At 55.9% G+C, this 20,795-nt stretch carries 16 protein-coding genes and 5 pseudogenes; 8 read left to right on the forward strand and 13 right to left on the reverse strand.

The genetic code is table 11. The features are described from left to right. Positions 1-158: 158 nt before the first annotated feature. Positions 159-2,045: a sigma-54-dependent Fis family transcriptional regulator gene (locus AVCA_RS18970; RefSeq protein ID WP_050764397.1), complete on the reverse strand. Its 1,887-nt coding sequence runs from the start codon at positions 2,043-2,045 to the stop codon at positions 159-161. Between the two features lie 300 nt (positions 2,046-2,345). Here AVCA_RS18970 and AVCA_RS18975 point away from each other — a divergent pair, with 300 nt between their 5' ends. The 6 genes from AVCA_RS18975 to AVCA_RS19000 all read left to right on the forward strand — a co-directional run bounded on the left by AVCA_RS18975 (position 2,346) and on the right by AVCA_RS19000 (position 8,513). Beyond that, positions 2,346-3,140, forward strand: a complete 795-nt coding sequence (locus tag AVCA_RS18975; RefSeq protein ID WP_012702673.1) for an SDR family NAD(P)-dependent oxidoreductase — start codon at positions 2,346-2,348, stop codon at positions 3,138-3,140. A gap of 17 nt (positions 3,141-3,157) precedes the next feature. Then, positions 3,158-4,240, forward strand: a complete 1,083-nt coding sequence (locus AVCA_RS18980) for an ATP-NAD kinase family protein (protein WP_012702674.1) — start codon at positions 3,158-3,160, stop codon at positions 4,238-4,240. Next, entirely contained in the window at positions 4,237-5,214 is a 978-nt protein-coding gene (locus AVCA_RS18985) for a thiamine pyrophosphate-dependent dehydrogenase E1 component subunit alpha (RefSeq protein WP_012702675.1), read from the forward strand. The genes AVCA_RS18980 and AVCA_RS18985 overlap by 4 nt, the downstream gene beginning before the upstream one ends. Positions 5,215-5,240: 26 nt before the next feature. Next, positions 5,241-6,260 carry an alpha-ketoacid dehydrogenase subunit beta gene (locus AVCA_RS18990; RefSeq protein WP_012702676.1) on the forward strand — a complete coding sequence of 340 codons (1,020 nt, stop codon included), beginning with the start codon at positions 5,241-5,243 and terminating at the stop codon, positions 6,258-6,260. Continuing rightward, positions 6,257-7,369, forward strand: a complete 1,113-nt coding sequence (locus tag AVCA_RS18995; protein ID WP_012702677.1) for an acetoin dehydrogenase dihydrolipoyllysine-residue acetyltransferase subunit — start codon at positions 6,257-6,259, stop codon at positions 7,367-7,369. Before AVCA_RS18990 ends, AVCA_RS18995 begins: the two co-directional genes overlap by 4 nt. A gap of 85 nt (positions 7,370-7,454) precedes the next feature. Then, a complete protein-coding gene (locus tag AVCA_RS19000) occupies positions 7,455-8,513 on the forward strand; it encodes a 2,3-butanediol dehydrogenase (RefSeq protein ID WP_236616402.1) in 1,059 nt (352 codons plus the stop codon). A gap of 304 nt (positions 8,514-8,817) precedes the next feature. Here AVCA_RS19000 and AVCA_RS26185 read toward each other — a convergent pair. The 9 genes and pseudogenes from AVCA_RS26185 to AVCA_RS19015 form a co-directional block, all read right to left on the reverse strand. Further along, positions 8,818-9,013, reverse strand: a pseudogene (locus AVCA_RS26185) (transposase); the annotation flags it as partial. Between the two features lie 254 nt (positions 9,014-9,267). Then, the gene (locus AVCA_RS24035; protein ID WP_050764398.1) at positions 9,268-9,465 is read right to left on the reverse strand and encodes a 4Fe-4S binding protein; all 198 of its coding nucleotides are present in this window, start codon (positions 9,463-9,465) and stop codon (positions 9,268-9,270) included. Positions 9,466-9,486: 21 nt separating this feature from the next. After that, a complete protein-coding gene (locus AVCA_RS26910) occupies positions 9,487-10,188 on the reverse strand; it encodes a carboxymuconolactone decarboxylase family protein (RefSeq protein ID WP_236616271.1) in 702 nt (233 codons plus the stop codon). Positions 10,189-10,199: 11 nt separating this feature from the next. Then, positions 10,200-10,847 carry a maleylacetoacetate isomerase gene (maiA, locus tag AVCA_RS25455; protein WP_081434907.1) on the reverse strand — a complete coding sequence of 216 codons (648 nt, stop codon included), beginning with the start codon at positions 10,845-10,847 and terminating at the stop codon, positions 10,200-10,202. Positions 10,848-10,853: 6 nt separating this feature from the next. Further along, entirely contained in the window at positions 10,854-12,101 is a 1,248-nt protein-coding gene (locus AVCA_RS19005; protein WP_012702680.1) for an MFS transporter, read from the reverse strand. Beyond that, positions 12,102-12,641 carry a cupin domain-containing protein gene (locus AVCA_RS25460; RefSeq protein WP_081434908.1) on the reverse strand — a complete coding sequence of 180 codons (540 nt, stop codon included), beginning with the start codon at positions 12,639-12,641 and terminating at the stop codon, positions 12,102-12,104. An 11-nt stretch (positions 12,642-12,652) separates the two neighbouring features. Then, positions 12,653-14,500, reverse strand: coding sequence for an FAD/NAD(P)-binding protein (locus AVCA_RS19010; protein ID WP_012702681.1), 1,848 nt, complete (start codon positions 14,498-14,500; stop codon positions 12,653-12,655). 2 nt (positions 14,501-14,502) lie between these two features. Then, positions 14,503-15,300, reverse strand: a complete 798-nt coding sequence (locus AVCA_RS24045; RefSeq protein ID WP_012702682.1) for an N-acyl homoserine lactonase family protein — start codon at positions 15,298-15,300, stop codon at positions 14,503-14,505. A 72-nt stretch (positions 15,301-15,372) separates the two neighbouring features. Beyond that, on the reverse strand, positions 15,373-16,674 hold the full coding sequence (locus AVCA_RS19015; protein ID WP_012702683.1) for a KamA family radical SAM protein: 1,302 nt from the start codon (positions 16,672-16,674) through the stop codon (positions 15,373-15,375). Positions 16,675-16,802: 128 nt separating this feature from the next. Here AVCA_RS19015 and AVCA_RS24050 point away from each other — a divergent pair, with 128 nt between their 5' ends. Beyond that, positions 16,803-17,738, forward strand: coding sequence for a LysR family transcriptional regulator (locus tag AVCA_RS24050; RefSeq protein WP_012702684.1), 936 nt, complete (start codon positions 16,803-16,805; stop codon positions 17,736-17,738). Between the two features lie 40 nt (positions 17,739-17,778). Here AVCA_RS24050 and AVCA_RS19020 read toward each other — a convergent pair. Further along, positions 17,779-18,404, reverse strand: a pseudogene (locus AVCA_RS19020) (IS701-like element ISAzvi8 family transposase); the annotation flags it as partial. Between the two features lie 25 nt (positions 18,405-18,429). Next, positions 18,430-19,317 (reverse strand): annotated as a pseudogene (locus AVCA_RS19025) (IS3-like element ISAzvi9 family transposase); the annotation flags it as partial. Between the two features lie 76 nt (positions 19,318-19,393). On the opposite strand from AVCA_RS19025, the pseudogene AVCA_RS19035 reads away from it, so the two are divergent. Then, positions 19,394-20,259, forward strand: a pseudogene (locus tag AVCA_RS19035) (IS110 family RNA-guided transposase). 253 nt (positions 20,260-20,512) lie between these two features. On the opposite strand, the pseudogene AVCA_RS19040 reads toward AVCA_RS19035, so the two are convergent. Next, positions 20,513-20,776 (reverse strand): annotated as a pseudogene (locus AVCA_RS19040) (transposase); the annotation flags it as partial. Positions 20,777-20,795: the final 19 nt, after the last annotated feature.

A 20,795-nucleotide genomic window follows, 5' to 3' on the forward strand; every position in this document is an offset into this window, starting at 1 on the left:
GTTCATCCCGTTCCGACTATTTCGACGGGACATGCAGCGATCCGTTCGGAATGGCCGGCAAGGAACGCCTGGCGTCCGACAGGCGAACGAGCGGCCTTGGCAGCCACGGCTCTTCTTTCCATTAAAGAAGAAAAGGCCCCGGGCGGCCGGAGCCGCCCTCAGCCGCGCCTTTTCCCCGGCATCTCGATGCCGTGCTGGTTCACCCGGCGGTACAGGGTGGCGCGGGAGATGCCGAGGGATTCGGCCGCCGGTCCCGGTTTCCAGCGGTGGCGGACCAGCGCATCGAGCAGCGCCTGGCGTTCCGGGTCGGAGGCCAGCGCGCCGGCGTCCTCGCCGGTGGCCAGGCGCCCGCCACGCAGCTCGGCCGGCAGGTCGTCGGGCCGGACCACCCCGCCGGCGCACACCGCGCAGGCGTAGCGCAGGGCATGGCGGAGCTGGCGCACGTTGCCCGGCCAGCGGTAGCCGAGCAGGCACTCCAGCGCCGCGGCGCTCAGGCCGATGGGCTCGCCGCAGGACGCCGCTTCCTCTTCCAGCACGCGGTTGATCAGCGCCAGGCGGTCGCTGCGGCTGCGCAGCGGCGGCAGCTCGAAACGCGCGCCGCCGATGCGGAAGTACAGGTCCTCGCGGAAGCTGCCGTCCGCCACCATCGTCGCCAGGTCGCGGTGGGTGGCGCAGATCACCTGGATGTCCACCGCCTGCCGCCGCGCCGCGCCCAAAGGCGCCACCTCGCCCTCGGCGAGCACCCGCAGCAGGCGGGTCTGCAGGGTCAGCGGCATGTCGCCGATCTCGTCGAGGAACAGGGTGCCGCCGTCGGCCTGCTGCAAGAGGCCGCGCATGCCCTTGCTGGAGGCGCCGGTAAAGGCGCCGGCGGCGTAGCCGAACAGCTCGCTCTCGATCAGGCTCTCGGGGATCGCCGCGCAGTTCAGGGTGACGAAGGGCTTGTCGCGGCGCGCGCTGGCCTCGTGCACCTGGCGGGCGAAGACCTCCTTGCCGGCGCCGGTCTCGCCCTGGATCAGCACCGGCAGGTTGCGGTCCTTGACCCGCACCGCCAGGCGCAGATTCTCGGCGATGCGCGGATCGAGTTCGGCGGCGCGCGGCGCGCCGCGCAACGCCACCCGGCTCGGACGCTGCGGCACGCTCAGGCGCACGTGCAGGGCGAGGTCGCCGCCGCGTCCGTGCAGCCGGCAGGCGGCGCCGTCCTCGGCGGCGCGCAGGGCGTCCGGGTCGAACACCTCGCCGATGTGCGCCGGCAGCTCGCCGAAACGCTGCAGCAGGCAGCGCCGCGCCGCCGGGTTGAGCGCCAGCAGGCGGCCGTCGGCGTCCCAGGCGAACAGGTAGTCGGGCTGGCTGTCGACGTAGCCCGGCACCGCGTGGGCACGCAGTATCCAGTGGCCGCGAGCGCTGTGCATGAAGAAGGCGTTCTCGATCTGCCGGGCGCTCTGCGCCACCAGTTGGCGGACCAGGGTCTGGCTGCGGCGGTCGTCGGGCGACTGCACCGCCGAGGCGTCGAGCACGCCGAGCAGTCCGCCCTGCGGATCGAAGACCGGCGCCGCCGAGCAGGTCAGGCCGATGAAGGCGGCGCGGAAATGGTCGCGCTTATGCACCGTCAGCGGCATCCGGCTGGCCAGTACGGTGGCCACCCCGCAGGTGCCCTCCTCGCCCTCCGACCACCAGGTGCCGAGGTCGAGGCCGGCCTTGCGGCAGTCGCTGCGGATCGACGAATCGACCCGGTAGTCGATGGTCCGCCCCTGGGCGTCGGCGAGCAGCACGCAGTAGTCGGCGTCGCGCACCTGGCCGTGCAGGCGATCGACCTCTTCGCTGGCGATGCGCAGGAACAGTTCAGAACGTTCGCGGCATTCCTTGAGCAGGGTCTGGTCGAGGATGCGCGGCCCCTGCAGGGAGCCGGGATCGAGCCGGTGCTGCTCCAGCGAGCGGCGCCAGGAATCGAGTATGGGTGCGGGAACCGGCGCCTGGGGCAGGCCGTTGGCATGTTTCAACACGCGGCTGACACAGTCCACGTGGGCTTTCGAGTGTGCGGAAAGCATACCGTCTCCGTCTCTCGGGTCTTGTTGTTGTTTCCCCATTAAGCACCCTTCCCCTTCCCGCGACAAGCGGCGGGACGGAGAAGTGCGCCGCTGAGACGGAACGTCTCAGCGTCTCGCCGTCGCGCTGACACCGGGCGTCTCGCCCGGACCTTCGCCAGGCCCCTCGGTCGCCTGGCAAAACCGCTCTGAAACGCGGCTTGCAGCCAATCTTTGGCACTTTGGCACCGCCCTTGCTCTGTCCCCTGGCAGAAGCGGCCGGCGGCCCCAGCCCCGGCCCATAACAACAAGCACAGGTGCCCCATGTCCGAATCGTTCCTTCCCGAATTCTCCCTGTCCGGCAAAGTCGCCCTGGTCACCGGGGCCGGCCGCGGCCTCGGCCAGGGCATCGCCCTGAGCCTGGCCCGCGCCGGCGCCGACGTGGCGGTGGCCGATCTCGCCGGCGCCGAGGAAACCGCCGCCCAGGTCCGCGCCCTCGGCCGGCGCAGTCTGGCGCTGGAGGTCGACGTCGCCCGCCAGGACAGCGTGCGGGCCATGGTCGCCCGGATCGTCGAAGGCTTCGGCCGCCTCGACGTGGCGATCAACAACGCCGGGGTGATCGGCATCCACAAGGTCAGCGAAATGACCGTCGAGGAATGGGACCGGGTGCTGAACGTCAATGCCCGCGGCGTGTTCCTCTGCTGCCAGGCCGAACTGGAACCGATGCGCGCACAGCGCTGGGGACGGATCGTCAACGTCGCCTCGATCGCCGGCAAGGTCGGCCTCCCCGACCTCGCCCACTACTGCGCCTCGAAGTTCGCGGTGGTCGGCTTCAGCAACGCCCTGGCCAAGGAGGTCGCCCGCGAGGGCATCACCGTCAACGCGCTCTGCCCCGGCATCGTCGGCACCGGCATGTGGCGCGGCGAGCAGGGCCTGGCCAACCGCTGGCGGCAGCCCGGCGAGAGCGAGGCGCAGTCCTGGGAACGCCACCAGGCCGGCCTGCTGCCGCAGGGCGAAGCACAGACCGCCGAAGACATGGGCCAGCTCGCCGTCTACCTGGCCTGCGCCCCGCACGTCACCGGCCAGGCCATCGCCGTCGACGGCGGCTTCTCGCTCTGAGCCCGCGGAGTCTAGCCATGAGCCGTCCTCCGCTGACCGTGGGGATCATCCCCAACCCGGCCTCCGGCCGCGACCTGCGCCGCCTGACCGCCAACGCCGGGCTGTTCTCCAGCACCGACAAGGCCTCGGTGGTGCAGCGCCTGCTCGGCGCCTTCGGCGCCACCGGCGTCCGTCGCGTGCTGCTGCCGACCGACATGACCGGCATCGCCGCCGCGGTGCTCAAGGCCAGCCGCGGCCGCCACGCCCAGGACAACCGCTGGCCGGAACTGGAGATCCTCGATATCCGCCTGCGCCAGACCGTCGAGGACACCCGCCAGGCAGCGCGCCTGATGGCCGAGCGCGGCGTCGCGCTGGTCGCCGTGCTCGGCGGCGACGGCACCCACAAGGCGGTGGCCGCCGAGGTCGGCGACATTCCCCTGCTGACCCTGTCCACCGGTACCAACAACGCCTTTCCCGAGCTGCGCGAGGCGACCGGCGCCGGGCTCGCCGGCGGACTCTTCGCCAGCGGGCGGATTCCGCCGGAGATCGCCCTGCGCCGCAACAAGCGCCTGCTGGTCCGCGAGGCGCGCCGCGGCCTCTGCGAATGGGCGCTGGTGGACGTGGCGGTGTCGCCGCTGCGCTTCGTCGGCGGCCGGGCGATCAGCCGCGCCGAGGACCTGGCCGAAGTCTTCGTGACCTTCGCCGAACCCCACGCCATCGGCCTGTCGGCGCTCTGCGGGCTCTGGTGCCCGGTTTCCCGGCAGGCTCCCGAGGGCGCCTGGATGCGCCTGCACCCGGAGGCCCGCGAAGCCCTGCTGGCGCCGCTCGCCCCCGGCCTGCTGCAGGGCTGCGGGGTAGTCGCCGCCGGCACCCTGGAGCCGGGCGTGGCCCATTCGCCCGGCCTGAGCGGCGGCACCCTGGCGCTGGACGGCGAGCGCGAGATCGAGTTCGCCGCCGGCGACCAACCGACCGTCACCCTCGATTCCCACGGCCCGCTGAGCATCGACGTGGAAGCCACACTTGCCTATGCGGCGCGCCACCGTCTGCTGTCCATCGGCCGCGAACACCCGCAACACCCCGTGAACCTTTCGTGTCGAAACAACCCAGGAGAACAACAATGACCACCCACTTGTCAGCCGAGCAGTTGCTGCACGCCTACCGGGTGATGCGCACCATCCGCGTCTTCGAGGAGCGCCTGCACATCGAATTCGCCACCGGCGAGATCCCCGGCTTCGTCCACCTCTACGCCGGCGAGGAAGCCTCCGCCGCCGGGGTCATGGCCCACCTGCGCGACGACGACTGCATCTCCTCCAACCACCGCGGCCACGGCCACTGCATCGCCAAGGGCGTGGACGTGCATGGGATGATGGCCGAGATCTACGGCAAGAAGACCGGCGTCTGCCAGGGCAAGGGCGGCTCCATGCACATCGCCGACCTGTCCAAGGGCATGCTCGGCGCCAACGGCATCGTCGGCGCCGGCGCGCCGCTGGTCGCCGGCGCCGCGCTGGCCGCCAAGCTCAAAGGCAGCGACGCGGTGGCCGTGGCCTTCTTCGGCGATGGCGCCTCCAACGAGGGCGCGGTGTTCGAGGCGATGAACCTCGCCGCGATCATGAACCTGCCGTGCATCTTCGTCGCCGAGAACAACGGCTACGCCGAGGCCACCGCCTCCAACTGGTCGGTGGCCTGCGACCACATCGCCGACCGCGCCGCCGGCTTCGGCATGCCCGGCGTGACGGTGGACGGCTTCGACTTCTTCGCCGTCCACGAGGCCGCCGGCGCCGCCGTGGCCCGCGCCCGCGCCGGCGAAGGCCCGTCGCTGATCGAGGTGAAGCTGACCCGCTACTACGGCCACTTCGAGGGCGACGCGCAGACCTACCGCGACATGGGCGAGCTCAAGGAAATGCGCGAGGTGCGCGACTGCCTGAAGCAGTTCCGCGAACGCACCATCGCCGCCGGCCTGCTCGACGCCTCGCAACTCGACGACATCGACGGCGAAGTGGAACGGCAGATCGAGGACAGCGTGATCAAGGCCAAGAGCGATCCCAAGCCGCCGGCGGCCGATCTGCTGGCCGACGTCTACGTGTCCTACCCCTGAGCCCCCATTCCATAAGGAGAACAATCATGGCGAGAAAAATCAGCTACCAGCAGGCCATCAACGAAGCCATGGCCCAGGAAATGCGCCGCGACGAAAGCGTCTTCCTGATCGGCCAGGACATCGCCGGCGGCGCCGGCGCGCCGGGCGAGCAGGACGCCTGGGGCGGCGTGCTCGGCGTCACCAAGGGGCTCTACCATCAGTTCCCCGGCCGGGTGCTCGACGCCCCGCTGTCGGAGATCGGCTACGTCGGCGCGGCGGTCGGCGCCGCCACCCGCGGCCTGCGCCCGGTGTGCGAACTGATGTTCGTCGACTTCGCCGGCTGCTGCCTGGACCAGATCCTCAACCAGGCGGCGAAATTCCGCTACATGTTCGGCGGCAAGGCGGTCACCCCGCTGGTGCTGCGCGCCATGTACGGCGCCGGCCTGCGCGCCGCCGCCCAGCACTCGCAGATGCTCACCTCGCTGTGGACCCACATCCCCGGCCTCAAGGTGGTCTGCCCCTCCTCGCCCTACGACGCCAAGGGTCTGCTGATCCAGGCGATCCGCGACAACGACCCGGTGATCTTCCTCGAGCACAAGATGCTCTACGGCATGCAGGGAGAGGTGCCCGAAGAGCTGTACACCGTGCCCTTCGGCGAGGCCAACTTCCTGCGCGAGGGCGACGACGTGACTCTGGTCACCTACGGCCGCATGGTCCACCTGGCCATGGACGCCGCCGCCAGCCTGGCGCGCCAGGGCATCGGCTGCGAGGTGCTCGACCTGCGCACCACCAGCCCGCTGGACGAGGACAGCATCCTCGAAAGCGTGGAGAAGACCGGCCGCCTGGTGGTGATCGACGAAGCCAACCCGCGCTGCTCGATGGCCACCGACATCTCCGCGCTGGTCGCGCAGAAGGCCTTCGCCGCCCTCAAGGCCCCCATCGAGATGGTCACCGCGCCGCACACCCCGGTGCCCTTCACCGACTCCCTGGAAGACCTGTACATCCCCAACGCGGCGAAGATCGAAGCCGCTGTCCTGAAGATCGTCGACAAGAGGAAGGTTGCATGAGCCAGATCCATACCCTGACCATGCCGAAGTGGGGTCTCTCGATGACCGAGGGCAAGGTCAACGCCTGGCTCAAGGAAGAAGGCGCCAGCATCGCCAAGGGCGACGACGTGCTCGACGTGGAAACCGACAAGATTTCAAGCAGCGTCGAGGCGCCCTTCTCCGGCGTGTTGCGGCGCATCGTCGCCAAGGAAGACGAAACCTTGCCGGTCGGCGCCCTGCTCGCCGTGGTGGTGGAAGGCGAGGCCTCCGAGGCGGAGATCGACGCCGTGGTGCAGCGCTTCCAGGACGAGTTCGTCCCCGGCGGCGAAGACGAGGAAGCCAGCGGCCCGGCGCCGCAGAAGGTCGAGCTGGACGGCCGCGTCATCCGCTTCCTCGACCGCGGCGAGGGCGGCATCCCGCTGCTGCTGGTCCACGGTTTCGGCGGCGACCTGAACAACTGGCTGTTCAACCACGAGGCGCTGGCCGCCGACCGCCGGGTGATCGCCCTCGACCTGCCGGGCCACGGCGAGTCGGGCAAGACGCTGAAGAGCGGCGACCTCGACGAGTTGAGCCGGGCCGTGCTGGCCCTGCTCGACCATCTGGACATCCCGCGCGCGCACCTCGCCGGCCACTCGATGGGCGGCGCGGTGTCGCTGAACCTGGCGCGCCTGGCGCCCGAGCGGGTGGTTTCGCTGAGCCTGATCTGCAGCGCCGGCCTCGGCGCGGAGATCAACGGCGACTACCTCAACGGCTTCGTCGAGGCGAGCAGCCGCAACGCCCTCAAGCCGCAACTGGTGCAACTGTTCTCCGACCCCGCGCTGGTCACCCGGCAACTGTTGGAGGACATGCTCAAGTACAAGCGCCTGGAAGGCGTCGACGCGGCACTGCGCCAACTGGTCGAACGGCTGTCCGCGGGCGGCCGCCAACAGATCGACCTGCGCAGCGTGCTGGAACAGGGCCGCCATCCGGCGCTGCTGATCTGGGGCAGCGACGACGCCATCATCCCCGCCGCCCATGCCCAGGGCCTGCCGGTCCAAGTGGAAATCCTGCCCGGCCAGGCGCACATGGTGCAGATGGAAGCGGCCGACGAGGTCAACAAGCTGATCCTGGCCTTCCTCGCCAAGCACTGAAACCGGCGGCGGCCGGCCCGCGCCGGTCGCCGCAGCCCCGCAAGCCCGAAGGAGAACAACAATGACAACATCCCCTGGCTCGACCATGCGCGCCGCCGTCTGGCACGGCCGCCACGACATCCGCGTGGAAAACGTGCCGCTGCCCGCCAACCCGCCGCCCGGCTGGGTGCAGATCCGCGTCGACTGGTGCGGCATCTGCGGCTCGGACCTGCACGAATACGTCGCCGGCCCGGTGTTCATCCCGGTCGAGAAGCCCCACCCGCTCACCGGTATCCAGGGCCAGTGCATCCTCGGCCACGAATTCAGCGGCGAGATCGTCAAGCTCGGCACCGGCGTGAGCGGCTTCGCCCCCGGCGAGCGGATCGCCGCCGACGCCTGCCAGCACTGCGGCACCTGCTACTACTGCCGCAGCGGCCTGTACAACCTCTGCGAAAAGCTGGCCTTCACCGGGCTGATGAACAACGGCGCCTTCGCCGAACTGGTGAACGTGCCGGCCGAACTGCTCTACAAACTGCCGGCCGATTTCCCCGTCGAGGCCGGCGCGCTGATCGAACCGCTGGCGGTGGGCATGCACGCGGTGAAGAAGGCCGGCAACCTGCTCGGCCGGAACGTGGTGGTGGTCGGCGCCGGCACCATCGGCCTGTGCACCATCATGTGCGCCAAGGCGGCCGGCGCGGCCCAGGTGATCGCCCTGGAAATGTCCTCGGCGCGCAAGGCCAAGGCGCTGGAAGTGGGCGCGAGCCTGGTGCTCGACCCCAAGGAATGCGACGCGCTGGCGGAAATCCGCGCCCGCACCAACGGCCTCGGCGCCGACGTCAGCTTCGAGTGCATCGGCAACAAACACACCGCCAAGCTGGCCATCGACGTCATCCGCAACGCCGGCAAGAGCGTGCTGGTCGGCATCTTCGAGGAACCCAGCTCGTTCAACTTCTTCGAACTGGTCTCCACCGAGAAGCAGGTCATCGGCGCCCTCGCCTACAACGGCGAATTCGCCGACGTGATCGCCTTCATCGCCGACGGCCGCCTGGACGTCGAACCGCTGATCACCGGCCGCATCGGCCTGGAAGAAATCGTCGGCCGCGGCTTCGAGGAACTGGTCAACAACAAGGAACACAACGTCAAGATTATTGTTTCGCCGCATTGATAAGGCGGGGATGGTGCGGGGCGGTGGGGGCCGCTTCGCGTGGGGTGGAGGAGGACGTGCACACTGATGGGGTTTCGCCTTCCCAACGTAAATGCTCCACAAACCTTCAATTACCCATATCTGCGAGCGGTCCATATAAGCTGTAACGAGAGGTCGCCCCATGATTCATTGGGGGACACCGAAACGTATAGCCGAGGTGTCCCATGGATCGCTCTGTTTTGGCTGATGCCTTCTGGGTTGAACAGGAACTCGCTGGCTCAACAACGACTGGAAAAACCTTGAGCCACTTGCCGGCCGACAATCACGCGTTGAAGCTTTTGTAGAACGAGCTCCAACCCCCGAAGGCGCTGAGCAGGTCTCTCCAGGGACAGCCAGCACACATCCGATAGAGCATAGCTCTCGTCCGTCATGCACAGATCCGGCTTTTGATAGATAGATTGCTGAAGTAGAACTTTTTCCAGCTTCGAACAGAGTTTGTCACTGAACATCAAGCGAGGCATGGCCAGCCTGCGGAGGGAGCGGTGTGGGCACCTCGATTTTGCAGGTTTGCCCATCCTCACCGCCCCTCTGGCTCAAAATGTTAATAGCTCCTAGCAATGTTCAGTAAGTACTTCAATGCCAACAACCCTTGATTAAATTGAGGAGGACATAGAATATATATTATTGTGTCTCAGGTAAAATTGAAAATTAGGTGACATCTAGCCATTCCAGAATAGGAAGTTTCCTGTATGCAGCCCAGCTTATAAAAGTTCAGTCAGGGTATACCAGATGAAACTATGGCATCTGCAGGGCATACAGAAATGCACTGAGGCTCACTGTATTTATCTACACATTCAGTACATGACTGAAAATTGATTATATATGTAAAATCTCCTGCAAATATGGCACCGCTTGGACACTCTGAAAAACAGGCAGCACAATAAATACATTCCTCTGTAATTGTCAAAACCATAAAGAGACCCACTAGAATAATTTACTTCCATGGAGCCTTGAACGGTACGTTTACACCTTCAGGAATAGGTGTGCGTGCAACATTAAGCTGCTGCCCAAGGAGTGTAAAATAACCGATTAAAGCTGTTAACTCAACGACTCCCTTCTCCCCAAACCTGCTCTTTAATGAATTATAGGTTTTATCAGAAACTATTTTATTAGCATTAATCTCAGTGACAAAATCATAAACGATGGTTTCATCAACGCTTAGTTGTGGCGGGCGCTCTTTTTTTGCTAGAAACTCTACTGTTTCTTTTGTGACACCAGATTGTAAAGCAATTGGCTCATGTATATACCACTCATAAGGAGACTGAGCCTCTCGACCAGTGACTAGAATGGCTAACTCTCGAAGTGGCTTTGGTATTATTGAGTAAAAACGAATATATTCACCAACAGATTGAACTCTATTTAATATCTCTGGGCTATAGAGCATCACAGAGAAAGGGCCAAAAATACAACCTCGTGGACCATTAGATATTTTCTTGATAGCCAGCTGCTGATTTATATCTGCTTTTTCCAAGCTAATGCTTGGCATTCTATTTAGCTCGGTGTCTTCTTTGGTGACACTCACGTTATCACATTGATGAGGCCACTCCTGAAGGCTGTCAGACGACATGGCATCAATACTGATAGCGGATAACAAAAATAGAGGCAAAGCAATTTCATTGATATTTGGCCCAACCATAAACACCTCGTTCAGACTGCATTTGCTTTATCGAGTATAAGTGACTTGGTGAACGCAGGCTTGCTCTTGCAATGATCATAAATATCGATTATTCGCGAATATGGCTTAAGATCAAAGCCTAAGCGAAGTGCCGAGTCACATTGCGGAACTAGACAAACGTCCGCTAGTGATGGCGAGTTGCCAAAGCAATAGTCTCCAATGATATTTTGTAAAAGAATTTCTTCTGCAGCATCAAAGCCTTTCTTAAGCCAATAATGTTGCCAAAGCCTTATTTTTTTCTCGGTAAGTTGGATTTCCGTATAGAAGAATTTATTAACGCGACGTGTTAGCAACGGATGGGTATCATAAGCAAATAATTGAGACAGCGCTCTTATTTTAGCTTTATCCTCCAAGTTTTTAGGTAATAATGGCGGGTCAGGAAAGCGTTCATCTAAATATTCGATAATCGCAAGCGACTCATTTAAAACAAGACCATTCAATTCTAGCGTGGGAACCAAACACTGCGGGTTCAATTTTTTATAAAGCGCGCCACAGTGCTCTCCCGCAGCCAAGTTTAAATATTTTATTTCATATTTAAGCTCTTTTATGGCTAGTGCTATATTAACTCTTGCAGAAGCTGATGATGTTTTGCCGGCAAATAACGTGATATTTATTGTCATTTAATGCTAACCTACAGAAGGATTTCTTAGAGAACGTTGAGAAATAACTCGCATCAACCAGTACAAGAAGCCTGGTATCTGCAGAAGAACCATCAGTAAAAATGCCATTTGATATGCAATAGATGGATATTGACCCTGGCTATTCTGCGGCCAGAAATCAACAATAAAACCAAATACTGTTTGTATCAGAAAGGCGCCAAACAATATTAACAGGTTCAGACACGTTGCAGTCCTGCCTGTCATTGCTGGCGATACGCGTTGTGCTACAATGGTATAATCGAGTCCTGTTATCGCGCCAATTAAAGTAAATGCAACAGATAAAACGGGCATTAGTGGCAAACAATTAAGCGCACATAGCGTCTGAATCAATATAAACAACCCAATTCCGACCCCTCCAACCTCCATTGGTTTTAGGCCATATTTTCCAGCCCACTCAGTAATACTCCCAACTGATAGCGCCCCAACAATAACAGCCCCCATACTTATGAATAAGTACAAAGAAACTGTTTCAGTTGAGAAGTGACCAACATCTTCAAGCCATTTCCCAAGCCACAATCCTGCAAGACCAAAAGAAACAGTGTGTGGCAGTAGGAATAAGGCAATTACACGCAGGAAATCCTTATCTTTATATACTTCAAGAAGAGAGGATAAAGTAGGCCATTTAACCATGCGATGCTCAACAGGGTCAGCTGGAGTCCAAATGGTAATAGTGAACATGACAACGACAATAAGCCCAGCCATTATTAAAAACAAGGATCTCCATGTGGTAAACTCAACTATCCAAGCCACAGGCAAGGTTGAGAGCATTGCCCCAAGACCTCCTGCGGCTAAAAGATAGCTGTGGATAGAAGGAAGTTTAGTGCTAGGCACATAAAAGGAGAGTATTTTTATCGACCCCATAAAGCAAGCTGAAAGCCCTAAGCCAATTAAAATACGTGCTAATAACAGAGTAGAAAAATCCTTACCAACATAAAAAAGAAGTGACCCTGTAGCTGCAATGCTAAGTAAAAATAGCTGTACTCGTTTCGGGCCATATTTATCAAGCGCAAGCCCAACTGGTAGTTGAGCTAAAGAGAAAGAAAGAAAATAAGCACTGGTTAGCAATCCTAACTGACCAGCAGAAAGGCTTAACGCCGAAATAAGGAATGGAGCGAGAACAGCATTGATGTTTCTGAAAATAAAAGATGTTAAATGGCTGAAAGCGAAAGGTATAAAAACCCTCGCAACCATTTTGCGCGAATAGCTTTTATTCACTTACCCCTCCTCAGTTTTAACCGAATTTTCAGAATAAATAGATGAAGTACCTACCTCGTCTTCACGTACCAGTGCTCCTAGAGCAACCATCTGTGGCAGGTTTTGTAAAACATAAAATCTTAGAGGGGTTTCTTCATTGTTATTGGTAAAGTGGTGCTTGCAAAACGCTGGAACATGCAGAACATCGTATTGATGAAGCTTGATAGGGGCTTGGTTCGAAAGATAAGCTTCACCCTCCCCCCCAATGACAATATAAATATGCCAGAAAGAATGAGAATGCGGTGTAGTGCTGTCCAATGGTTTTATTAATTGCAAAACCATTGATACTCCTGAAGCTATCTCACCAGCCTGTTCTCTCTCTGAGTTTTTAATACTCAAAGCACCACGAGCTGTCCCACTATCTGCTAGACAAGCATTAGTTATACTTGCGTCCTTCCAAAGCGAAGGGGCTTCACGAATAGCACGTGTCTGACTCAAGTAGCTTTCAAAAGGTACAAGCTTGCCAGCTTGTACCTTTGGTCCAATTTCATCCCAGGACATTAGTATTTACCTTACAGGGTTTCCAATAATTGTTGAGATCTCTTATGAATTTCAGTAATTTGCTTTAAGCAATCCACGACGCAATTTTCAGCTTCAGTTATTTGACGGGAGTCAACATGAGGCCGAGGTAAGGCATGGGTGTAGTAATGAGCTCCCTCTACTGGAAATCCGATAGCCCATAGCCGAGGCTGTGGTTTTCCAGAACTATCAATCGGGTGCATATGTTTATCTATATCTACACCGCCAGGATGATAATCACCGTTCATCCAAGGTCTGATAAGACTACGTTTCAATAAATTTTCTGTTAATCGACTTGAATCTGTTAAAGGTGAATAGCCATCAAGACGTGCACTTATAACAATGTCTGCTTTCTGCTTGTAGATTTTATTCGCAAACTTTGTGATAACCTCATATTCAGATGTAGACTCATTGGTAATGACCATTGCTCCTGGTCCACCAGCCAGATCCAGAACACCTGCTTCAAACAGCGCTTGAACCTCCTTGACACGACGAAGTGGCGGCCCAAAGGAAACACGATTGATGATAGGGTTGAAGTGCTCAATAAAATATTTGTGAGACTCCGGTAACAATCCACCAAACTCAATGACACTGCGCAACACATCTCTTGTATCACGCAACACATCAGTTGAAGCTTTCACAGCACTATTCATATTGCCCTTTACTGCTTCCAGTAGATCCTCATCGACCATTTTTTTAAAGAAGGCTCTATAGTTAGAGAAATCAGAAAAACTATTTCCCTCCAATGGCCACAAAATTTTGTTGATCGAATTTATTTCGTCTTTTGTGGGCTGAAAGCCCCTTGGATCCACTCGCTTAGCAAACTTCGCACACCTCCAGGCGTAAATTACTTCTTTGAGAATTAACGGCATAACATCTTTCTGAAAGTTTAGGCGATAATCCCCTGTTTTCTGAATAGCTTGTTGCCTAAGTTTAGTAATAGCTTCTAAGGTGAAGAACTGACTTTGATGTCGTCCAGTCAAACCTTTCTGATTAGTACCTCGTGCAGCAAACGGCAAACACTGCCTTGAGACGAGTCGGAGATCTGGCTCTGAACCAGAAGCACAATAGCGAAGCTTATTCCCGTCCTCCTCAAAATGGCCACCACGCCCAATAGTCAGAGCAGAAATGGTGTCATGAGCAGTAAGACCAAAACCTTGTATCAGCACAGTTGCATTACTAGAAATGCAATCCAGGTTACCGATGGGATAAGGTGTTTGATAGTAAGCCAAATTTCGATTTCTGTGGCAATGATTTTTCGCAAAATCAGCAAAGCCTTGATCGACCTTTGAAGGTTTTCTGTAAACATGTCCTGTGGTCAGAAATATAAAGTCAGCATCCAGTATATTGTTATTATCAAGCTCAATCTTATATGGATTTTCGTTGGAAATATCTATCGCATTTGCTTTGTGAACAATAACATCCACATTTTCTGGCAATAGTGAAAGCAGATGATTGAAAAACATACCCAGATATTCTCCAAGTATGCTTCTAGGCAAATAATCCATATCGGTCAATTGATTACCGCCACAACCTTTTTTATATTTGCCATCAATTTTACGATAATTTTTTGAGACAGCCCAATCAATAAAAGATAATCCGTTGTCTCTGTGCGCTATACTATCTGGGGCATATATAGTCACCTGAGATGAAACAGTGTTTACCAACAAGTGATCTGGCTGACTGGAAGGATGACAACCTTCGCCTGGTATCCCAGGATCAATAAAATGCACTTTCAATCTTGACGACATTTTATTTTTATTTGTTATTTCAATAAATCTCTCCAAAACGTTTAAGCCTCGAGGGCCGCCACCAATTATAGCAACATTAAAATTATTCATTTCTACTCCAATGGATTCAAGTGTAATTGAACAATGTTTTCATTGTTTTTCCAATGTGGAAATCTTTGTCTCACAGCAGGATCATGACCTGGAATAATATGATTAAGATCTACTGCCATTCTAGTTAACTCCGAATGGGCAAAAAGCATTTCAGGAATACTTTTTACAATTGGAAATGGAGTATTCTTTTGTAAGTGCTCCCAAAAATGAGCGGCATCGCTGGCTAAAATTAATATGCCTCGAATCGTATTAACTTTCACTATCTGCATGCCGTCAGTATGCCCGCCGACAAGCTGTATGCTTATTCCTGGAAACAGTTCTTCTTCAGCAGACAGAAATCGCACCTTTCCTATATGTAAGCGTAACACTGCATTTGATATATTTTCTGGATCAAATGGTGCACGAATAAAAGGATGATACATTGCCCTTCCGGTGCAATAGTGCATCTCTTTTTCTTGCATATATAAAACTGCATTTGGAAAAGCGGGGAGATTACCAATATGATCATAGTGCATATGTGTAACAATAATATGCTTGATTGATACGGCATCAATATCAAGCTCCGCTAACAAAGCTTCAGGACTAGAATGATAATGACGATTTCTCGTCTTGGCCATTTTCGCAGAAAAACCGGTATCGACAAGAACACAGAGATCATCTGACTTGATCAGCCAACAATAAAAATCTGATGGCATTAATGAGTTATCGTGCTCATCATGTGCGATGAAGTTTTCATTCCTGCGGCGTTGTTTATGCTCAGCATAACGCAAAGCATAAACCTCATAAGTGGGCTTTTCCATAGTATTTATAATTCCTAAATCTCACGAAACTGTTAGATAATTAATGCTTCATCACCATGGTGACTGATGAGTTCAGTCCTCAAAGAAAAACTTTGAGTCTCCAAATGCAGGCTTCAAATGATCAATCCACATTGCATTTTGATCAAACCTTGCATAAAAAGGACGTCTTACCCAATTAGGCTCACGAGCCTGAAGGAACTGAAGCGCTATGACCTTTTCTCCACAGATTTCAACAATGCCATCAACCATAATTTTTCCTGGAAAGGTACTCATGGATGGTCCACGAACGGTGCGGGCTAATCCAGAAACTGATTGATAAGCTTTTTGGAATATTTCCCATGCTGAAACAAGCGGTATTTCAAAATAGTTGCTTGGCCCTGTATCCCTTTCTACAAACATATAATAAGGAATAGCGCCTAGCTGAACTCCGGTAGTCCACAAGTCAACCCATGCCTGTGGATTATCATTGATATGCTTAATTATCGGAGATTGCATTCGCACGGTAACTCCGGTACCGACTATGCGTTTAACTGCAATTTGAGCTATTTTTGTCTTAATTTCACAAGGGTGGTTATAATGAGCCATTAGAGCAAGATTTTTGCCAGTGGCAATTATATCCTCAAACAAATGTAAAAGATCGTCAGCGTCCTTATCAGTTACAAATCGCTGCGGCCAGTAGGATATTGATTTAGTACCAATACGAATATTCTTTATATGCTCTAGCTCGGGAATCAACAATGGCCTAATAAACTCATATAAAATTCGAGTATTCATGACCAGAGGATCTCCCCCTGTAATTAAAACATCTGTTACTTCTTTATGCTCTTTCAAATACTGGACCAGAGGCTCTGAGCTACGTGCCTCAAACCTTAGACTACTCATGCCGACAAATTGCGGCCAGCGGAAGCAGAATGTGCAATAAGAATGGCAGGTTTGGCCAGCAGAAGGAAAAAACAAAACCGTTTCTTTGTACTTATGCTGAAGACCATTTATAGGTACACCGTTCATCCTTGGTACATTATGTGTCATTTGTCCTGCAGGATTTGGATTCATGCGAAATCTTATCTTATTACTAATGGACTGGATTTCGGCCTCATTGAATTGATTTAATATGGCGTTACTGAGCTCCTGAAACTCTGACTCTCTGAGCATATCCTTATGAGGAAAAGTGAGTCTGAAAATTGGATCATCAGGAATATTGCCCCAATCAATAAGCTCATCAAGAATATATTGATTTACCTTAAAGGGGAAAACCGCACCCAAAACCTCAAGCGAATGCTTTTCTTCTTTTGATAGTTTTTGCCATTGAGGCGCATGGTGAATATTACGTAAGCTATACGGCTGAAATTTATCGATTGTCGTCACAATACTCATTCCTTTGGGATATATCTTTATTCCAAGCTTTTATGTATGAATTGAATTAAGAATGTTATTCTTATAGCAAGTGAAAACAATTGATTCAACCTTTTGCTTGTTATTTCAGAAATAAAAAGGAATTATAGATGGGACATTATTTGGACGTAAACTCTGTTGAAGCTTTTATCAAGGTTGAAGAGTTAAATAGCTTTACACTTGCCGCCGAAGCACTTTGTTTAACTCAAGCAGGTGTAACATTAAAAATTCAAAAGCTTGAAAGAATGCTTGGGTTTCTACTTTTTCATAGAACGCCACGTCGCATTTATCTATCAGCAGAGGGGGAATTATTTTTACCTCGCGCAAAAGCACTACTTGCTGCTCATGACTCTGCACTAATGCCCTTGGATAATTTCATGCTTAAAAGAGAGGTTTCTCTTGGGGTTAGCGACTTCATAGTTGATGTTCATTTTGTAGAGGCAATAGCAAGAATAAGAAAAAAGCATCCCGACCTTATACTAAAGCTTCAAGTGGATGCATCAAGTATTATCTTTAATGAGTATGAAAAGAAGAACTTGGATTTAGCCATCCTAACTCAGGATTGCGACAAAAAATATAGCTGTTTTTTGTGGAAAGAGGCGTATGGGTGGTATGGTAAAGCAGATATCAAATACAACAGGGATCTAGTTCCTTTAGTTACCTTGCGAGAGTCATGTCGCTTGCGTAAAACTGCTATTGACTCCTTCAAAATAAATACCATTAACTGGTATGATAGCTTCATCGGGAATAGTATTACAGAAAATTTGAATGCTATCCAATATGGCCTTGGTATTTCACCAATGCCTCATAGAATAATAAAAAGTACAGACAATCATGAACTAGTGGAGGTTAGCAAAAAGCTAAATTTGCCTGCTTTGCCTTCTGCCAATGTTGTCATGCAAAATAACAAATTTGATTCATATGTAAGAGAAATTATGCATGAGCTCACAGAGTCGTTTAATACTATGCGCTATTTGAGCGACGTAAAAGAAGAACAGGAAAGTCATGACTCAGAACTGAATATCTTTAGTCTTACTGTGTCATAACCGTGGGTACCCCAGACCTCCGTACAGGTCCCGGCAATACTCAAGCATCAGGTAGACACCCAGTTGATGACGCAGCGTCGTGATCGACTCCGCCACATGCCGCTGCGCGCGCTGGCCGACCGCGGGAGCGGTAATCCGCGGGAAGCGCAGGTACCGTGCAGGCCATGAGGTTTTTTTTCCTTGGCCATCCGGTCCGGACAGGGCCTCACGGCGCAGGCGCTGCCCGAGCAGAAAACCATAGGCGGCGATGCTCAGGCTGGCATGGTGGTGGAACCCCCGCCAACCACGCCCCTCGTAATGCCCCAGCCCCAAGTCCTGCTTGAGATCCTGGTAGTCGCGCTCGATACGCCAGCGCAGATGGGCGATGCGTACCAGTTCCGGCAGCGGCGTGTCCTCCACGAGCGTGGACAGCCAGTAGCGGGTCGGCTCGTCCTGCGCGGAGGGCCATTCGATCAGTAGCCACTGCTGCGGGTGCAGCCGCTGTTTTGCCGAAACGCTGCCGGCCAGGCGTACCCGTACTGCAGCGAAACGCCCGCTCAGCGGTTCGTTGGTTCCCTGGCGCCAGGTGAGTTCCGTAAAGACCTCCGGCGGCAGCGCCAAGGCCAGCTTCTTTACCGACAGCGGTCGATGCTCTGGCGAGCGCCGCGTGGCTACCGGCGGGTGATCTTGCCCAGCCCTCGTGGACACAGGTTTAAGCACGCATCCGGGCCTCGAAGGCTTCCGGACTGATGTATCCCAGTGTGCTGTGACGACGCTGGCGGTTGTAGTCGGTTTCGATGTATTCGAACACGGTTTGACGCATCTGGGCATGCGTACCGAAGCGTTCCCCATGGATGCACTCGACCTTCAGACTGTGAAAGAAGCTTTCGGCACAGGCGTTGTCGTAGCAATTGCCCTTCGCGCTCATGCTGCCGCGCAGCCGATGGGCACGAAGCAGTTCCCGATAGGCCGCCGAACAGTACTGGCTGCCTCGATCCGTATGCACGATCACGCCTTGAGGCTGCTTGCGCCGCCACAGGGCCATGCGCAGGGCATCGCAGGCCAGCTCGGCCGTCATGCGCTCGTTCATGGCCCAGCCGATCACCCTGCGCGAGTACAGGTCGATGATCACGGCCAGATACAACCAGCCTTCTTCCGTACGCAGGTAAGTCATGTCGCCCACCCACTTCCGGTTGGGCGCCGCTGCCGTGAAGTCCTGCCGGAGCAGGTTGTCCGCCACCGGTAGTGAGTGCCTGGAATTCGTGGTGGCCTTGAACTTCCTGGCAGCCCTGGCCCGCAGTCCCTGGCGTCGCATCGAAGCAGCCACGGTCTTGCGATTGCAGGGCAGGCCCGACGCCTTCAGGTCGAGGCATAACCGCGGAGCCCCGCTGCGCCCCTTCCGCTCGTGGTAGGCCTGAGCTACCAGGCGGTCCAGTTGGGTCTGTTGCTGGCGGCGCTTCGAGAGCGTGCGCGAACACCAGGCGTAGTAGCCGCTGCGGGCAATGCCCAGCACACGGCACATGACCTTCAGTGGAAACTGCCGAGTATGGGCTTGCATGAAGGCGTACTTCACTTGAGGCTCCTGGCAAAGTACGCGGCGGCTTAATGAGATGGTCACCCCCACACCCTGCGAGGGCCATGCTTTCGCAGGGTGTTTCATTTTGGAGACCATCACCATGAGCGACGTGGCACTGATAGGAATCGACCTCGGCAAGCACAGCTTCCATCTTCACGGACAAGACAAGATCGGCCGAGAGGTCTTTCGCAGGAAGTCGTCGCGTCAGCAGATGATGCGGTTCTTCGGCAACCTCCCGGCTTTTCACGTTCCTCAATGCGCTTCGTGACGCCCAGGACCGAGGCCCAGCAGACGCTCTCGGTCCTGCATCGCATGCGGGAATCCCTGGTGCGGGATCGGACCAAAACCGCCAATCAGATGCATGGTTTTCTGCTGGAGTTCGGAGTCAGTCTGCCCAAAGGGTTGGCAGTCATGAGGCGCCTGCCCGGTGTCCTGACCGAGCGGCCACTGCCTGTTCGGTTAAGCCTGCTGCTGCAGCGCCTGCACGCGCACTTCGACTACCTCGACAAACAGATCAGGGAACTGGACAAGGAGGTTGCAGGCCAGCTCGCGAGCGATGACCTGGGCAGCCGCTTGCTGACCATCCCATGCATCGGCCCCATCACCGCCAGCCTATTGGCTGCCGAAATAGGCGATGGCAGGCAATACGGATGCAGCCGGGACTTCGCCGCGTCCGTCGGTCTGGTGCCCAGGCAGTACAGCACCGGTGGCAAAGCCAGGCTACTGGGCATCAGCAAGCGCGGCGACAAGAGGCTCAGGCAACTGCTGGTCCAGTGCGCCAGGGTTTACCTGCAACGACTGGAGCATCAGCGCGGCGCCCTGGCCGACTGGGTACGCGCCCTGCGCAGTCGCCGCCACTCGAACGTGGTCGCCTGCGCCTTGGCCAACAAGTTGGCTCGCATCGCCTGGTCGATCGCGGCCAACCACACGCAGTTCGAAGCGGGGCCAGACGCCTCGGCGGCCTGACCTTGCCGTTGCGCAGTACCCCGAACACCTTCCAGGTTTTGCGATAGCTGGACAAGCGATGACGTGAACGGCCCACCGGCCTGGCGAAAAACCTGGCGTAAAAATCGGCTTTCGAAGCCGCCGACTTTTTCAGGATCGCCAGGCGCGACTCTCATCGTGGCGCGGAGCATGCTCCAAACGGACGCCGGATAGATTTAGGCAAGCCCAATACTCATCGCTGATCACTATTGCAAAAACGGGGGTGACCATAGATTTTTACGATGGCCAACTCCTCGGACTGTTCGGCCAACAGCCGTTTGAGGCGGGCGTTTTCGTCGGCCAACAACTGCTCGCGCTCGCTGCTGGTCTGGGCCTGCTGTTTCCTGCTCCGCCAGCCATAGAGCTGGGAGGGGGGCAGCCCAAGCTGTTCGGCCGCTTTGCTGACGCCAATCCGTTCGGCCAAGGCCAGCGCTTCGTCCTTGTAGGCTTGGGAGTGGCGGATACGGGTTGGTTTCATCGGGCTTGCTTGCCTTGCCATGGATCACCTCGTTGCAGTG

This window comes from Azotobacter vinelandii CA (assembly GCF_000380335.1).
GTDB classification, from domain to species: Bacteria; Pseudomonadota; Gammaproteobacteria; order Pseudomonadales; family Pseudomonadaceae; genus Azotobacter; species Azotobacter vinelandii.

Coding starts and splice junctions, on each gene's coding strand:
- AVCA_RS18970 (WP_050764397.1), bottom strand. CDS start 2,045: ATGCTTTCCGCACACTCGAAAGCCCACGTGGACTGTGTCAGCCGCGTG.
- AVCA_RS18975 (WP_012702673.1), top strand. CDS start 2,346: ATGTCCGAATCGTTCCTTCCCGAATTCTCCCTGTCCGGCAAAGTCGCC.
- AVCA_RS18980 (WP_012702674.1), top strand. CDS start 3,158: ATGAGCCGTCCTCCGCTGACCGTGGGGATCATCCCCAACCCGGCCTCC.
- AVCA_RS18985 (WP_012702675.1), top strand. CDS start 4,237: ATGACCACCCACTTGTCAGCCGAGCAGTTGCTGCACGCCTACCGGGTG.
- AVCA_RS18990 (WP_012702676.1), top strand. CDS start 5,241: ATGGCGAGAAAAATCAGCTACCAGCAGGCCATCAACGAAGCCATGGCC.
- AVCA_RS18995 (WP_012702677.1), top strand. CDS start 6,257: ATGAGCCAGATCCATACCCTGACCATGCCGAAGTGGGGTCTCTCGATG.
- AVCA_RS19000 (WP_236616402.1), top strand. CDS start 7,455: ATGCGCGCCGCCGTCTGGCACGGCCGCCACGACATCCGCGTGGAAAAC.
- AVCA_RS24035 (WP_050764398.1), bottom strand. CDS start 9,465: ATGGTTTTGACAATTACAGAGGAATGTATTTATTGTGCTGCCTGTTTT.
- AVCA_RS26910 (WP_236616271.1), bottom strand. CDS start 10,188: ATGGTTGGGCCAAATATCAATGAAATTGCTTTGCCTCTATTTTTGTTA.
- maiA (WP_081434907.1), bottom strand. CDS start 10,847: ATGACAATAAATATCACGTTATTTGCCGGCAAAACATCATCAGCTTCT.
- AVCA_RS25460 (WP_081434908.1), bottom strand. CDS start 12,641: ATGTCCTGGGATGAAATTGGACCAAAGGTACAAGCTGGCAAGCTTGTA.
- AVCA_RS19010 (WP_012702681.1), bottom strand. CDS start 14,500: ATGAATAATTTTAATGTTGCTATAATTGGTGGCGGCCCTCGAGGCTTA.
- AVCA_RS24045 (WP_012702682.1), bottom strand. CDS start 15,300: ATGGAAAAGCCCACTTATGAGGTTTATGCTTTGCGTTATGCTGAGCAT.
- AVCA_RS19015 (WP_012702683.1), bottom strand. CDS start 16,674: ATGAGTATTGTGACGACAATCGATAAATTTCAGCCGTATAGCTTACGT.
- AVCA_RS24050 (WP_012702684.1), top strand. CDS start 16,803: ATGGGACATTATTTGGACGTAAACTCTGTTGAAGCTTTTATCAAGGTT.